12 protein-coding genes are annotated in these 14389 nt (G+C 73.3%); 7 read left to right on the top strand and 5 right to left on the bottom strand.

Annotated features, from left to right (window positions below; all coding sequences use genetic code 11):
- Positions 1-16: 16 nt before the first annotated feature.
- Complete coding sequence (locus ACLQ24_RS01750) at positions 17-673, bottom strand: 4'-phosphopantetheinyl transferase family protein (protein WP_425888623.1); 657 nt, start codon at positions 671-673, stop codon at positions 17-19.
- Positions 674-854: 181 nt separating this feature from the next.
- Between ACLQ24_RS01750 and ACLQ24_RS01745 the strand changes: the two genes are divergently transcribed.
- Complete coding sequence (locus tag ACLQ24_RS01745) at positions 855-1124, top strand: hypothetical protein (protein WP_425888622.1); 270 nt, start codon at positions 855-857, stop codon at positions 1122-1124.
- 53 nt (positions 1125-1177) lie between these two features.
- On the opposite strand, the gene ACLQ24_RS01740 is transcribed toward ACLQ24_RS01745, so the two are convergent.
- The 3 genes from ACLQ24_RS01740 to ACLQ24_RS01730 all read right to left on the bottom strand — a co-directional run bounded on the left by ACLQ24_RS01740 (position 1178) and on the right by ACLQ24_RS01730 (position 5172).
- Positions 1178-1960 carry a peptidase gene (locus tag ACLQ24_RS01740; protein WP_425888621.1) on the bottom strand — a complete coding sequence of 261 codons (783 nt, stop codon included), beginning with the start codon at positions 1958-1960 and terminating at the stop codon, positions 1178-1180.
- Positions 1960-3255, bottom strand: a complete 1296-nt coding sequence (locus ACLQ24_RS01735; RefSeq protein WP_425888620.1) for a VWA domain-containing protein — start codon at positions 3253-3255, stop codon at positions 1960-1962. Before ACLQ24_RS01735 ends, ACLQ24_RS01740 begins: the two co-directional genes overlap by 1 nt.
- A gap of 363 nt (positions 3256-3618) precedes the next feature.
- Positions 3619-5172 (bottom strand): dolichyl-phosphate-mannose--protein mannosyltransferase, encoded by a 1554-nt coding sequence (locus ACLQ24_RS01730; protein ID WP_425888664.1) that lies wholly within the window; start codon positions 5170-5172, stop codon positions 3619-3621.
- Between the two features lie 255 nt (positions 5173-5427).
- On the opposite strand from ACLQ24_RS01730, the gene rsmI reads away from it, so the two are divergent.
- A complete protein-coding gene (rsmI, locus tag ACLQ24_RS01725; RefSeq protein ID WP_425888663.1) occupies positions 5428-6267 on the top strand; it encodes a 16S rRNA (cytidine(1402)-2'-O)-methyltransferase in 840 nt (279 codons plus the stop codon).
- Positions 6268-6282: 15 nt separating this feature from the next.
- On the opposite strand, the gene ACLQ24_RS01720 is transcribed toward rsmI, so the two are convergent.
- A complete protein-coding gene (locus tag ACLQ24_RS01720) occupies positions 6283-7392 on the bottom strand; it encodes a hypothetical protein (protein WP_425888619.1) in 1110 nt (369 codons plus the stop codon).
- 158 nt (positions 7393-7550) lie between these two features.
- Between ACLQ24_RS01720 and metG the strand changes: the two genes are divergently transcribed.
- The 5 genes from metG to ACLQ24_RS01695 all read left to right on the top strand — a co-directional run bounded on the left by metG (position 7551) and on the right by ACLQ24_RS01695 (position 14320).
- A complete protein-coding gene (gene metG, locus ACLQ24_RS01715) occupies positions 7551-9353 on the top strand; it encodes a methionine--tRNA ligase (protein ID WP_425888618.1) in 1803 nt (600 codons plus the stop codon).
- A gap of 244 nt (positions 9354-9597) precedes the next feature.
- The gene (locus tag ACLQ24_RS01710; RefSeq protein ID WP_425888662.1) at positions 9598-10497 is read left to right on the top strand and encodes a TatD family hydrolase; all 900 of its coding nucleotides are present in this window, start codon (positions 9598-9600) and stop codon (positions 10495-10497) included.
- Entirely contained in the window at positions 10491-11360 is an 870-nt protein-coding gene (gene rsmA, locus ACLQ24_RS01705) for a 16S rRNA (adenine(1518)-N(6)/adenine(1519)-N(6))-dimethyltransferase RsmA (RefSeq protein WP_425888617.1), read from the top strand. The genes ACLQ24_RS01710 and rsmA overlap by 7 nt, the downstream gene beginning before the upstream one ends.
- 87 nt (positions 11361-11447) lie before the next feature.
- Entirely contained in the window at positions 11448-12398 is a 951-nt protein-coding gene (locus ACLQ24_RS01700; protein WP_425888616.1) for a 4-(cytidine 5'-diphospho)-2-C-methyl-D-erythritol kinase, read from the top strand.
- Between the two features lie 116 nt (positions 12399-12514).
- Positions 12515-14320, top strand: coding sequence for an ABC-F family ATP-binding cassette domain-containing protein (locus ACLQ24_RS01695; protein ID WP_425888615.1), 1806 nt, complete (start codon positions 12515-12517; stop codon positions 14318-14320).
- The last annotated feature ends 69 nt before the right edge of the window (positions 14321-14389 follow it).

Raw genomic sequence — 14389 nt, 5'->3', positions numbered from 1 at the left:
CGAGCGGCGGCGGCGGTCAGGGCAGGGTGAGGACGGCGGCGGTGCGCACCAGGCCGTCGGCGACCACGAACCGGCCGGTGATCGTGGTCGGGGGACCGGAGACCTGGGCAGCGTCCACGCGCGCCGGTGCGATCCGGGCGGTGAACGTGCCGGCGTCCGGGTCCACGTCGAGGTGGGCGTCGTGGAAGTCCAGCCAGGTCCCGACGACCGGGTGCCAGACCTTGTAGACGGTCTCCTTGGCGCTGAACAGCACGATGGGCCACAGGATCCCGGAGGGCAGCCGAGCGCAGGTCTCCTCCTCCTCGGGCAGCAGCACGAGTCGGCGTACCCCCGCATTGATCTCGCGGTGCTGTTCGGCGTCCATGCCGACGGACCGCACGTCGGTGGCGCGCGCTGCCGCGGCGGCGCAGTAGCCGGCGGTGTGGGTGATGGCACCCACCACGCCCGCCGGCCAGATCGGCGCGCGGTTGGCGGCGCTCGGCACGGCCACCGCCGGCAGGCCGAGGTCGGCCATCGCCCGACGGGCACACACCCGACCGGCGGTGAAGTCCCGTCGACGGGTCCGCACCGCCTTTTCGCCGAGACACGCCTGCTCGGCGTCGAGGAGGTCGCCGGTCCAGTCGTCGGGTGCGGCCACGGCCACGGCGACCGTTGGCGGCAGAAGGTCACGCACGGCAGCCACCTACCGCCGGGTAGCGAGGGAACGTTCGCGCGACGGTCAAATTTCCGACTCCCACGACCGGAGAACGTACCGCAAAGATGTAACACCGGAGGGACGCGTCACGCCATCCATGATGGGCTCCGGGACCACCACCAAGAGCTGGCAAGTCGCGTGAACATCTGGAGGAGCTGCGATGAGTGATGGCGCCGAACGGCCGAGGGGTCGGGCCGACGACCACGCACCGACGACCCCGAGCTGGAGTTGCGGCTCCTGTGGCGACGAGTGGCCGTGCGCGACCAAGCGCGGCCGACTGCTGGCGGAGTACGGGGGTGACCGGGCGATGCTCAGCGTCTACCTGGGGTCCTGTCTCGCCGCCGCCGCCGAGGACCTGCGGGCAGCCCTGGTGATGTCGTTGCAGAACCGGTTCATCGGCTGGCTACCCCGAGGGACGCGACGAAGCTGAACCGCCGGTGGCCCCGCCCCGAGCGGGCGGGGCCACCGGCGGACACGGTCGGCTCAGGGCCGTCGGGGCCGCCGGGTCAGGGCGAAGCCGACCACCCCGGCCACCGCGGCGAGCACGCCGCCGACGCCGGTCCAGATCCAACGCGAGCCAAGATCCGGTAACCAGTCCGTCAGCCAGTCACCCTCGTCGTCCGCCTCCGGCGCGGGCGTCGGTACGGCATTGAGCACCGTGCCCGCTCTGGTGTTCGGCACCAGCGGGGCGGCCAGCGCACCGTCGTCGGCCGAGGCGCCCCGGTCCGCGACGACGCCCACCAGCAGGTCCACGTCGATGGGTGCGCCCAGGTCCGGCTCCGGCAGGTCGATGACCGAGAGCCGGACGACGTACGTGCCGGGCAGCGGGTCGGCCGACCACGGCTCCGCCCAGGGACGCACCTCGCGCAGGGTGCAGCCCAGCGCCACGCTCGACGCCTTGCCGTCCACCGTCGGCGTCTGCGCCCCGGCGGTGCACGCCTGCCGTCGGCGCAGCCCGTCGAACACGTCGATCGTCCAGGTGGAGGCCCCGTCACGTGCCTTCGGGAAGGCGACGGTGGCGGTGATCTCGTGGACCTGCCCGGCGGTCGCCGGGAACGACCAGTACAGGTGGTCGCCGACGGAGGCGTCCACGCGTACCGGCTGGCCGGCGGTGATCGGCGTGGCGGTGAGGAACGAGGTGCCGGCCCGGGTCACCGGCGTGGCACCCGGGGACGGGGTGGGGGCGGCCACGGCCGCCGCGGGCAGCAGCGTGGCCCCACCGGCGGCGAGCAGCGCCGCCAGCGAGCGGAACAGGGCGGTACGCATCAGTTCTCCCTCCAGGTGGCGACCCACCAGCGGGTGAGCAGGCCGGCGATCAGGCCGGTCAGCAGGCCGGCGACGGTGAGCAGGGCGAGTAGCACCCAGCCCCGGCCGAGATCGGGGCCGTCCGGGGCGCCGGCGGCGGCGACCACGTCGATGGTCAGCTCCACCGGCATGCCGGGCGTCGCCGCGGTGCCCGGGCGCGCGGCGAACGAGTTGCTGACCACCAGGCAGACGGTGGTGGGCTCGACGACGGGCGTGGGGCTCTCCTCGGCGGTTTCCTCGTCCTCGGCGGTGGCCTCGTCGTCCGCCGTGGCGGACCAGCGCAGACCGGCGGAGAGCACGTCGGCGCGACCGCTGCCGGCGTCCGCGCCCCGAACCAGTTCCCGGCCATCCGCCGCGGTCGCCCGCAGCAGCACCCCGTAGTCCCGGTTCACCGGCCGGTCCAGCGCCATGCTCACCGACGCGCGCAGCTCCTGGCCGGGGCGTACGGGCACCCGGTAGTAGCGGTGCTCGGAGAACGACTCCCGGTCGGCGTACACCCCGGGGGCGAGCAGCGGCGCCGATGCGCAGGCGTCCGTGCCGCCGACCACCGTCGGCGCCCGGGTGTGGGTGTCCCCGGCCCGCTCGACGAGTTGCTTGATGCGGCCGGTCAGCTCGTCGGCGCTCTGTGCCGCGGTGTACGTGCCGCCGGTCGCCCCGGCGATGCAGAGTAGTTGCCGGCGCACCTTCTCGTCCGGTGCGAGGCCGAGCGTGTCGACGACCAGGCTGGTGCCCTGCGCGGCCAGTTCCCGGGCCACCTGGCACGGGTCCGGCGGTGCGCAGGTGTCCTCCCCGTCGGTGATCAGCACGATCCGTCGGGTCGTGGTGCCGGTGCCCAGGTCCTGTGCGGCGGAGCGCAGCGCGAGGCCGACCGGGGTGAACCCGGTCGGCCGCAGCCCGGCCACCGCCGCCTTGGCCGTGGACCGGTCGACCGGCCCGACCGGCACGATCTGCTGGGTGTCCTGGCAGCCGACCTTCTTGTCCTTGCCCTTGTAGGTCGCGCCGAGCACCCGGATGCCGAGCTGGGTCTCCTCCGGCAGCGCGTCCACCACGTCGTTGAACGCCTGTTGGGCCACCGAGATCCGGGTGCGCCCGTCGATGTCCGCCGCCCGCATCGAGCCGCTGACGTCGAGCACCAGCTCGATCCGGGGTGGCTCGGCCACCTGCTCCTCGTCGGCCGCCGCCGGGACCGGCCCGGTCAGCGCGGTGGTCGCCAGCAGTCCGAGAAGGACGGCCGCCGATCGTCTGAAGTTGATCACGGCCCGCAGTGTAGTGAGATCCACTTTGGATGATCGTCGGGGTGGTTGGTCGTCCCGGACAGCCCCGGGAACGACTCTCCGAGGGGGCGCTGGGTCCACGTCAGGTCACCCTCGGTCAACGGCCGGAGGATAGTCCTCGGCCCGGGCGGAATCGGTCGGAAATCCGACCCAAGTTGACCCGTTGTGCCGGTGGCGCGCGGTGGTTAAGCTTCTTCTGCGCGCCCCAATCGCCCGCTTCCCCCGTGGCAGGCGATCGGGGCGCGCGTCTTCGTGTAGAGCTTGGAGAGCAAGAATCCGGCCCGCACGCCTCACGCGTGCGGGCCCGATTTCCGTCGCGCTGTGCGGCGCGTCGCCTGCCGGTGCCTATGTCCAGCGACCGTCGAGCCACATTCGGGCCAGCCAGTCCGAGTACGGGATCAGTCGGCCCACGAAGATCGGATAGAAGTACGCGAAGCACAGGCCCACCAACAGCACGTACGCGCCGGCCGCGATGCTGCCGACCAGCCGTCTCTCGTAGCCGGCGTCCCCGGGCGTCAGGGCCGCCGTCTCGCCCACGTCACCCCCCGGCGGGGCGATCAACGCCCCCAGCACGTACACCACGGCGAGCACCAGGAAGGGCAGTGCCGGCGCCGTGTAGAACGAGAACATCGTCCGGCCGTCGAAGGCGAACCAGAACCAGGGCAGCAGACCCGCGGCCACGGTGAGCAGGATCGCGCCGGCCCGCCAGTCCCGTCGGGCGATGCCCAGCCAGACGAGCGCGACCAGAGCGGGCAGGAACGACCACCACAGCAGCGGGGTGCCCAGTAGCAGGATCTCCGAGGCGCAGGTCGGCGCGCCGCAGGCGCCGTCCCCCGACCAGTAAAATGCGACCGGTCGCCCGAGCAGCAGCCACTGCCACGGCCACGACTGGTACTTGTGCGGATCGTCGAGCTGCGCGTGGAAGCCGTACGCGGCCCGGTGGTACTCGTAGAGGTTGACCAGCGGGCCGATCACCGGGGTGTCGCTGAGCGACCCCGTCGGGTACGCGGACGACGTCGCCAGCCGGTAGTAGCCGTCGTCGCTGATCAGCCACCCCGACCAGGTGGCCAGGTAGGTGCCGACCATCAGCACCCCGGCCAGCACCAGCCAGGGCACCTCGTCGAGCAGGGTGTCCCGCCAGGGCCTGCGGACGCCCGCCGACCGGCGGAGCCCGACCTCCCAGAGGACCACGAAGAGGGCGAACACCGGCACGAAGTAGAGCGCGCTCCACTTGACCGCGCAGGCGCAGCCGATCAGCACCCCGGCGGCCAGCCGCCACCACGGCCACGTCCGCCAGCCGGTCGACGGCCGGCCCGCGCGACCCGGCAGGCTCGGGTCGAGCCCGTCGTCCAGCGCCCGTGCCCAGCGCCGCCGCCGGGCGTCCCGGTCGAGCACCAGCGCGCCGAACGCGGCCAACACGAAGAACAGCAGGAAGATGTCGAGCAGCGCCGCGCGCGACAGCACCAGGTGGAAACCGTCCAGCGCGAGCAGCAGGCCGGCCGCGCAGCCGAGCACCGTCGAGCGGAACAGTCGCCGACCGATGCGGACCAGCAGCAGCACCGACAGCGTGCCGATGACGGCCGCCGAGAACCGCCAGCCGAACTCCGGCGCGGTGGTGAACAGGTGCCCGCCGACGGAGACCTTCGATTCCGCGTCCTGGTAGCCGAAGGCCCACTCGCCGATGCCGATCAGCCACTTGCCCAGCGGCGGGTGCACCACGTACGACGGGACGTTGTCCTTGTAGTTCCACTCGACGCCACGGCTGATCAGCCCGTACGCGTCCTTGGCGTAGTACGTCTCGTCGAAGATCTTGCCCTTGGGGCTGGACAGTCCGACGAAGCGCAGGATCGCCGCGATGGCCACCACCATGCCGGTGGCCAGCCACGAGTACGGGTCCATCCGGGTGTCTACGGTGGCGAACCGGCGACGGACCACGGCGGACACGCCCCCGCCGTCGGCAGGCGGTGTCGCCGCTTCCTGGTGGGGGCTGGGCTCGCCGGACACCTCGACCGTTACCGCTGGGTCGGCGCTCGGGCTCTGCGCTGTCGACGCACTCGTCACCCGGCGATCGTAGGCTGCCGGGGTGTCCTGTGGCGCCCGTCGTCCCTGATACCGGTATTCGCTGTCGATGAAGGAGACGATCTCGTGGGTGAAATGTCCGAAGCGGGGCGCCTGATCCTGCTCGGTGCCCCGCTCGGCAACCCCGCCGACGCCTCGGTGCGGTTCCGGGAGGTGCTGGCCAGCGCCGACGTGGTGGCCGCGGAGGACACCCGGCGCCTCACCCGGCTGGCCCGCGACCTCGACATCACCGTCGGAGGCCGGATCGTCTCCTACTTCGAGGGCAACGAGGAACGGCGTACGCCCGAGCTGACCGAGGTCATCCTCGGCGGGTACACGGTGGCGTTGGTGACCGACGGCGGCATGCCGAGCGTCTCCGACCCGGGATACCGGCTGGTCCGGGCCGCGCTGGACGCCGGTGCGCCGGTCACCGTCGCGCCCGGGCCCAGCGCGGTGACCACCGCCCTCGCCGTCTCCGGGCTGCCCTGCGACCGGTTCTGCTTTGAGGGGTTCCTGCCGCGCGGCGGAGGTGCCCGCCGGTCCCGGCTGCGTGCGCTCGCCGCCGAGGAGCGCACCCTCGTCTTCTTCGAGGCGCCGCACCGGATCGGCGCGGCGCTCGCCGACCTGGCCGAGACGTTCGGCACGGACCGGCCGGCCGCGCTCTGCCGGGAGCTGACCAAGACGTACGAGGAGGTGCTCCGCCGCCCCCTCGGTGAACTGGCCCGGTGGGCCTCGGAGAGCGATCCGCGCGGTGAGATCACCCTGGTGGTGGCCGGCGCACCGGCGACCGCCGCCGACCGCCCCGACGACGAGACCCTGCGCGCCGCGGTCGCCGTGCGCGAGGCCGCGGGCCGCTCCCGCCGGGACGCCATCACCGATGTCGCCACCGAATACTCCCTGCGCCGCCGCGAGGTCTACACGATCGTGCACAGCTGACCCGCCGGCACGAGTTCACCAGGCGGCGGCCAGGAAGCCGAGGGTGATCAGGGCCGGGCCGGCGAGTGCGGCGGACACCGCCCAACGGCGGTGTCGCCGTCCGGGCAGCCGGGCCGACCCGGTCCACCGGACGATGCCGGCGGCGCAGCCGAGCACCACCACCAGCCCGGGCAGCCAGCGCAGGTGCCGGCTCGCGCCGGTGTCGGCGTACGCGGTGCTGCCGTCCGAGCCGGTCATCCGGGCCCGGTGCGCGGTCCCCGGAGCGTCGCCTCCGGCGGGCACACCGCTGACGCGTACGCCGTGTGCCAGGAACCGTCCCTCGTCCGCCGTGAAGATCCCCCGGCACCGCTGGCTGAGTCCCCCACCGGTGCAGGTGTCGATCACCACCGTGCCATTGCGCCCGTGCCCGACCGCGAGCCAGAACGGCCCCGCGCTGACCCAGGCAAAGAAGGCTGTGACCAGGCTCAACAGCACCAGAACGGTGAGCCCGCGCAGCGGGTCGGGCAGCGCGGTCGTCCGCGCGGCGCTGCGACGATCGGTCGCCGGGGGGCGAGGTTGCGGGGCGGACTCCTCCCGGACCGGGGTGCCGTCCCAGTGCACCTCCTCGATCGGCGGCCAAGAGACAGCGCCGTCGTCCGCCGACTGCTCCCCGTCGGGCCGGTACGCGTCCCGACGGCGGCTCTGTTGACGGACCGGCACCCGACGCGGCACCGCGTCCACCGGGGCCCCGGTGGTCGGCTCCACCTCGACCGTCGCCCCGCCCGGTTCGCCATCCGCCCGTGCCGTGCCCCCGGCCGTCGTCGTGCCGGCCGACGAACCGGGTGGCGGCGTCTCGGCGGACTGTCCTGCCGGGTGCGGGCGGGCCGGGCTGGGCGTGGGCACCGTCGGGCTGGGCCGCGCCGGGGTGGGTGTCGGCGGCCGTGGCGTGGGGCTCGGCCGTGACGACGCGCCCGGTCGAGGCGCGGGGCCCGGGCGCCCGGTGGCGGTCGGGTCGGCGGCGGGCACCAGTCGGGGCTGCGGCGCGACCCCGCTGCCCCGTGGCTCGGACGTCCGGGTGGGCTCGTCGCCGACCGCTGGCCCGCTGGGACGCTCGTCATGGTCCCGAGCCGCTCGTCTGCCAGTCACGACGTTCATTGCACACCGAAAGCAAGGGCTGAACGGGCAGCTGGGCCGCGTGTCGGCGACAAATCGGACCAAAGGTCGAGGGGGTCGACCCGGTCCGTCGGCCCGGCACCCCCCATTGGTTCGCGGGCACGCCGGACGGGTCACTAGGCTTGCTGCTCATGAGTCACGTTCTCGCGGCAGTGGCCTGGCCGTACGCCAACGGCCCCCGCCACATCGGCCACGTCTCCGGTTTCGGCGTTCCCTCCGACGTCTTCGCCCGGTACATGCGGATGGCCGGCCACGACGTGCTCATGGTCTCCGGCACCGACGAGCACGGCACTCCCATCCAGGTGCAGGCCGACGCCGACGGGGTCACCCCGCGCGAGCTGGCCGACCGGTACAACAGGGTGATCGTGGAGGACCTGCACGGCCTCGGCCTCTCCTACGACCTGTTCACCCGCACCACCACCCGCAACCACTACGCGGTGGTGCAGGAGTTGTTCGAGGGCATGTACCGCAACGGCTACATCGTGCCCAAGACCACCATGGGCGCGATCTCGCCGTCCACCGGGCGCACCCTGCCCGACCGGTACATCGAGGGCACCTGCCCGATCTGCGGGTACGACAGCGCGCGCGGCGACCAGTGCGACAACTGCGGCAACCAGCTCGACCCGATCGACCTGATCGACCCGAAGTCGCGGATCAACGGGGAGACCCCGAAGTTCGTCGAGACCGAGCACTTCTTCCTGGACCTGCCCGCCCTGGCCGAGGTGCTGCGGCAGTGGCTGGACACCCGCGACGGGTGGCGGCCCAACGTGCTGCGGTTCTCCCGCAACCTGCTCGACGACCTCCAGCCCCGGGCGATCACCCGCGACCTGGAGTGGGGTGTGCCGATCCCGCTGGACGGCTGGCGGGACCGCCCCGACAAGCGGATCTATGTCTGGTTCGACGCGGTGATCGGCTACCTGTCCGCCTCGATCGAGTGGGCCCGCCGGTCCGGCGACCCGGAGGCGTGGCGGAAGTGGTGGTCCGCCGACGGTGCCGGTAAGGATGCCCAGTCCTACTACTTCATGGGCAAGGACAACATCGTCTTCCACTCGGTGATCTGGCCGGCGCTGCTCGCCGGCTACTCCGGTGAGGGCGCCCGCGACGGTAAGCCGGGCGAGCTGGGCCGGCTCAACCTGCCCACCGAGGTGGTCTCCAGCGAATACCTGACCATGGAGGGGCGCAAGTTCTCCTCGTCCCGCAAGGTGGTCATCTACGTCCGGGACTTCCTGGAACGCTACGACGCCGACGCCCTGCGCTACTTCATCGCCGCCGCCGGCCCGGAGAGCAACGACACCGACTTCACCTGGGCCGAGTTCCTGCGCCGCAACAACGACGAGCTGGTCGCTGGCTGGGGCAACCTGGTCAACCGGTGCGTCTCGATGGCCGCGAAGAACTTCGGGGCCATCCCGGCGGTCGACCCGGCCGGCCTCACCGAGGCCGACGAGGCACTGCTCGCCGTCGCCCGGGCCGGCTTCGCCACGGTCGGAGACCTGATCGGCCGGCACCGGCAGAAGCAGGCCATCGGCGAGGCGATGAAGGTGGTCGCCGAGGCGAACAAGTACCTGTCCGAGCAGGCGCCGTGGAAGCTCAAGGCCGAGGCCGACAAGCCCCGGATGGGCACCATCCTGCACGTCGCCCTCCAGGTGATCAGCGACGCCAACACGCTGCTCACCCCGTTCCTGCCGCACTCCGCCCAGCAGGTGCACGGGCTGCTCGGCGGCACCGGCGTCCACGCCCCGATGCCCGTCATCGAGCAGGTCGACGACCTGGACGGCGGCCCGTCGTACCCGGTGCTCACCGGTGATTACACGGTGGGCGCGCGCTGGGAGTCGGTGTCGATCGAAGCCGGTCGGCCGCTGGCCGCGCCGAAGCCGGTGTTCCGCAAGCTCGACCCGTCGATCGTCGACGAGGAGCTGGCCCGCCTGGCCGACTGAACGTCGGACGGCGCCGCCAGGTGGCGAACCGCAGCCGGCGGGCCACCGCCTCCACCGGGCAACGGGCCGCCCGGGTCATCGCCGACACCCGGAAACCTCCGGGCAGGTCGGCCACCGCCTCGTACTCCGTGTCACCGTAGAGGCCGACCAGCTGGGTGGAGCTCGCTCACTTGGCGACGTAGAGTCGCGCGGCGTAGTCGGGGTGAACGCCGGGTGGCGGGCGGATGGACGACGTCGGTGTGTGATGCTGTCGCTGATGAGCGAGCTGACTGAAACCCGTCGCGAGCGTGCCGCCCGGCGGGCCGGAGAGTTCCCGCCCGCCCCCGAGCCGCTGCCCCGGCCGGTGCTGGACAGCCACACCCACCTGGACATCACGGTGAGCGAGGCGGGCGTACCGGGTGGCGGGCCGGCCGACGACCCGGTCGCCGTGGCGGTCGACCTGGCCGCCACCGTCGGGGTGGACCGGCTGGTGCAGGTGGGGGTGGACGTCGCCTCCTCGCGGTGGGGCGCGGACATCGCCGACGCGTACCCGGCGGTGCTGGCCACCGTGGCGCTGCACCCCAACGAGGCGCCCCGGCTGGCGGACCTCGACGAGGCGCTGCGGGAGATCGAGTCGTTGGCCGCCCGCGACCGGGTCCGGGGGATCGGCGAGACCGGGATGGACTTCTTCCGCACCGGCGACGAGGGGCGCGCCGCGCAGGAGGAGAGCTTCCGGGCACACATCGCCATCGCCAAGCGGTACGGCAAGGCGCTTGTCATCCACGACCGGGACGCCCACGCGGACGTGCTGCGGATCCTCGACGACGAGGGCGCACCGGACACGGTGGTGCTGCACTGCTTCTCCGGCGACGCCGAGTTCGCCGGCGAGTGCGTGCGCCGGGGCTACCTGCTCAGCTTCGCCGGCACGGTCACCTTCGGCAGCGCCGCCGCGCTGCGCGAGGCCGCCGCGCTCACACCGCTGGACCAGATCCTGGTGGAGACCGATGCCCCCTACCTCACCCCGATCCCGCACCGGGGCCGGCCGAACGCGTCGTACCTCATCCCGCTGACCGTCCGCTTCCTCGCCGGAACGACCGGCAGCGACCTGGACGAGCTGTGCGCGGCCATCTCCGCCACCGGCGACCGGGCCTTCGGCCCGTGGTGAGTCTCCTCGGCCCGGCGGAGATCCGGGAGCTCGCCACCCGGCTGGGCGTCGCGCCCACCAAGAAGCTGGGCCAGAACTTCGTGCACGACCCGAACACCGTCCGGCGGATCGTCACCGCCGCCGGCCTGACTCCCGACGACGTCGCCCTGGAGGTCGGCCCCGGACTCGGCTCACTCACCCTGGGGCTGCTGCCGGCCGCCGGGCACGTGCACGCCGTGGAGATCGACCCGACGCTCGCCGGGGCGCTGCCGGAGACCGCCGCCCGGCACGCCGGGGCGGACGCCGACCGGCTCACCGTGCACCGCGCCGACGCGCTACGCGTCACCGCAGCGGACCTGGGCGAGCCGCCGCCGACCGCGCTGGTCGCGAACCTGCCCTACAACGTCGCCGTACCGGTGGTGCTGCACCTGCTCGCCGAGCTGCCCTCCCTGCGACACGGCCTGGTCATGGTGCAGAAGGAGGTCGCCGACCGGCTCGTCGCCGGTCCCGGCTCCAAGGTGTACGGCATCCCGTCGGTCAAGCTCGCCTGGTACGCCGACGCCCGCGGCGCCGGGCGGGTGCCGCCGAACGTGTTCTGGCCGGTCCCCAACGTGGACTCCGGTCTGGTCGCCTTCACCCGCCACGACCCGCCCCGACCCGACGTACCCCGGGAGCGGGTCTTCGCCGTGGTGGACGCGGCGTTCGCGCAACGCCGCAAGACCCTGCGCGCGGCGCTCGCCGGCTGGGCCGGCGGCCCGGACCGGGCCGCCGCCGCTCTCACCGCCGCGGGCGCCGACCCCGGCGCCCGCGGCGAGTCACTGACCGTCGAGCAGTTCGCGGCCATCGCCGCGTCGGCTCCGGCCGGTACGCCAGGCGCGAAGTAGGCTGACGCCCGTGCCCGCCGAGGACGCCGAGGAGCTGATCGTGGCCAAGCCGTTCGACACCCACCTGCGCGTGCGGGACATCACCCCGTGACCGAGGCCTGGCGACCGGACGACGAGGACGAGCGACGCGGGGCCATCGGCCCGGTGCGGGTGCGGGTGCCCGCGAAGGTCAACCTGCACCTCGGGGTGGGGCCGCTGCGCCGTGACGGCTACCACGAGTTGAACACCGTCTACCACGCGCTCTCCATCTACGACGAGCTGACTGCCCGCCGGGGCGACACCCTCGCCCTGACCATGGAGGGCGAGGGCACCGGCGAGCTGGCACTGGACGACTCCAACCTGGTGATCCGCGCGGCACACGCCCTGGCCGGTTACGCGGGTGTCCTGCCGCACGCCCGACTGCACCTGCGCAAGCAGATCCCCCTCGCCGGTGGGCTGGCCGGCGGCAGCGCCGACGCGGCCGCCGCGCTGGTGGCCTGCGATGCGCTCTGGGGTACCGGGTTGTCCCGCGACGAGTTGGCCGGGATCGCCGCCGACCTCGGCTCGGACGTGCCGTTCCTGATCTACGGGGGCACCGCGCTGGGCACCGGCCGCGGCGAGGCGGTCAGCCCGGTGCTGGTCCGGCCGACGTCCTGGCACTGGGTGGTGGCGATCGCCGATGTCGGCCTGTCCACGCCTGCCGCATACCGGGAGTTGGACCGGCTCCGTGCGGCTGGCACGGCAAGCGCCCCGCTGGGCAGCACCGATGCCCTGCTCGGTGCGCTGCGCCAGCGCGACCCCCGGGTCCTCGCCCGTACGCTCGGCAACGACCTCCAGGACGCGGCGCTGGCCATGCATCCAGCGCTGGCCGACACCCTCAAGGCCGGCGAGGCTGCCGGCGCGCTTACGGGCATCGTGTCCGGCTCCGGCCCGACCTGCGTGTTCCTCGCCGTGGACGCCGCCGACGCCGAACGGATCGCCGCCGAGCTGACCAGCGCCGGTGTGTGCCGGGAGGCGCGGGTCGCGCACGGCCCCGTGGCGGGCGCGCGCGTCGGCTGACGGCGTGCCCCGGTCGGCCCGCGCGACGCGGGTGGCCGGGACGTCCGCGTACCCTTGGGTCAGGCGTCCCGAGGTGCCCGCCGGCACCCGGACGCCTTGATCTTGAAGGGTGGAACGTGGCCAACATCGTCAATCTGGACCGGGTGTCCAAGGGGTACGGCGCCGCCGGGCGGCTGCTCACGGACGTCTCGCTCGGCCTGGACGACGCCGACCGGATCGGTGTGGTCGGCCTCAACGGCGCCGGCAAGTCCACCCTGCTGCGTCTGCTCACCAAGCAGGAGGAGCCCGACGACGGCCGGGTCACCCACCGTCGTGACCTGCGCGTGCTCTGGCTGCCGCAGCAGCTCACCCTCGCCCCGGACGCCACCGTCCGGGACGTCGTGCTCGGCACTGCCTGGCTCGGTGAGGGAATGGGCGCCGAGCACGAGTGGGCCGGCGACGCCGGGGTCCGCAACATCCTCGACGGTCTCGGCATGCCGCACCTCGGCCTCGACCAGCCGGTCGGCCCGATGTCCGGTGGCGAACGGCGGCGGGTGGCGCTCGCCGCGCTGCTCGTCCGCGACTCGGACCTGCTGATCCTCGACGAGCCCACCAACCACCTCGACGTCGGCGGTGTCGACTGGCTGGCCCGGCACCTCGTCGGTCGCAAGGGCGCACTCGTCGTGGTCACCCACGACAGGTGGTTCCTGGACGCCGTCTGCACCACCACCTGGGAGGTCGCCGACCAGACCGTCCGGGCGTACGAGGGTGGTTTCGCCGCCTGGACCCTCGCCCGCGTCGAGCGCGAGCGGGTCGCCGCCGCCACCGAGGCCCGCCGGCAGAACCTGCTGCGCAAGGAGATCGCCTGGCTGCGCCGTGGCCCGCCCGCCCGGACCTCCAAGCCGCAGTTCCGCATCGACGCCGCCAACGCGCTGATCGCGGACGTGCCGCCGGCCCGCGACACCATGTCGTTGCAGCGCATGGCCGTCTCCCGCCTCGGCAAACAGGTGTACGAGCTCACGGACGTCGAGCTGCACGCCGGGCCGAAGGAGATCCTGCGCGACGTCACCTGGCTGGTCGGCCCGGGCGACCGGATCGCCATCCTCGGCGCCAACGGTGCCGGCAAGACCACCCTGCTGCGGATGCTCGCCGGCATCACCCGCCCCGACGGAGGTCGCCTCAACACCGGCTCCACCGTGCGGCCGGCGTTCCTCTCCCAGGAGCTCGCCGAGCTGCCCGGGCACCTGCGGGTCCTGGAAGCCGTCGAGGAGGTCGCCCGCCGGGTCCAGCTCGGCGACCGGGAGGTCTCCGCCGCCCAGCTCGCCGAGGTCTTCGGCTTCGACGACCGCCGCCTCTGGACACCCGTCAGCGACCTCTCCGGCGGTGAGCGCCGCCGGTTGCAGATGCTGCGGCTGCTGGCCAGCGAGCCCAATGTGCTGCTCTTCGACGAGCCCACCAACGACCTGGACACCGACACCCTCGCCGCGCTGGAGGACCTGCTCGACTCCTGGCCGGGCACGATCATCGTGGCCAGCCACGACCGCTATCTGATCGAACGCGTCACCGAAACCGCGTACGGGATGTTCGGCGACGGCCGGCTGGTGCACCTGCCCGGTGGCGTCGACGAGTACCTCGCCCGGACCGCCGAGCGGGCGGGTGCCGGTCGCGCCGGCGGCGCCCCGACCACCGCGCCCACCGGGCCGGTCACGAGCGGCATGTCCGCCGCCGAGGTACGCCAGGCCCGCAAGGAGCTGACTCGCCTCGAACGGCAGCTCGGCAAGCTCGACCAGCGCGAGGCGACCCTGCTCGACCAGCTCGCCGCCGGCGCCACCGACTATGCCCGCGTCGCCGAGCTGGACACCCAGCTCAAGGATCTGCGCGCCGAGCGGGAAGGTATCGAGGAGAGCTGGATGACCCTCGCCGAGGAGCTGCCGGAGGGCTGACCCGCCCGGGCACGCCGGCGCGGGGGCCGTGTGCGGCGTCACACCGGCACATGCGGGACAATCATCGGC

Origin of the sequence: Micromonospora sp. DT4, assembly GCF_049841675.1 — a bacterium.
In the GTDB taxonomy this organism is placed as follows: domain Bacteria; phylum Actinomycetota; class Actinomycetes; order Mycobacteriales; family Micromonosporaceae; genus Micromonospora.
This window is presented reverse-complemented; position numbering and strand designations above follow the sequence as displayed.

Bases quoted from the DNA above. Each gene is read 5' to 3' on its own strand.
- ACLQ24_RS01745 (WP_425888622.1), top strand. From the start codon at position 855: ATGAGTGATGGCGCCGAACGGCCGAGGGGTCGGGCCGACGACCACGCA.
- ACLQ24_RS01740 (WP_425888621.1), bottom strand. From the start codon at position 1,960: ATGCGTACCGCCCTGTTCCGCTCGCTGGCGGCGCTGCTCGCCGCCGGT.
- ACLQ24_RS01730 (WP_425888664.1), bottom strand. From the start codon at position 5,172: ATGGACCCGTACTCGTGGCTGGCCACCGGCATGGTGGTGGCCATCGCG.
- rsmI (WP_425888663.1), top strand. From the start codon at position 5,428: ATGTCCGAAGCGGGGCGCCTGATCCTGCTCGGTGCCCCGCTCGGCAAC.
- metG (WP_425888618.1), top strand. From the start codon at position 7,551: ATGAGTCACGTTCTCGCGGCAGTGGCCTGGCCGTACGCCAACGGCCCC.
- ACLQ24_RS01710 (WP_425888662.1), top strand. From the start codon at position 9,598: ATGCTGTCGCTGATGAGCGAGCTGACTGAAACCCGTCGCGAGCGTGCC.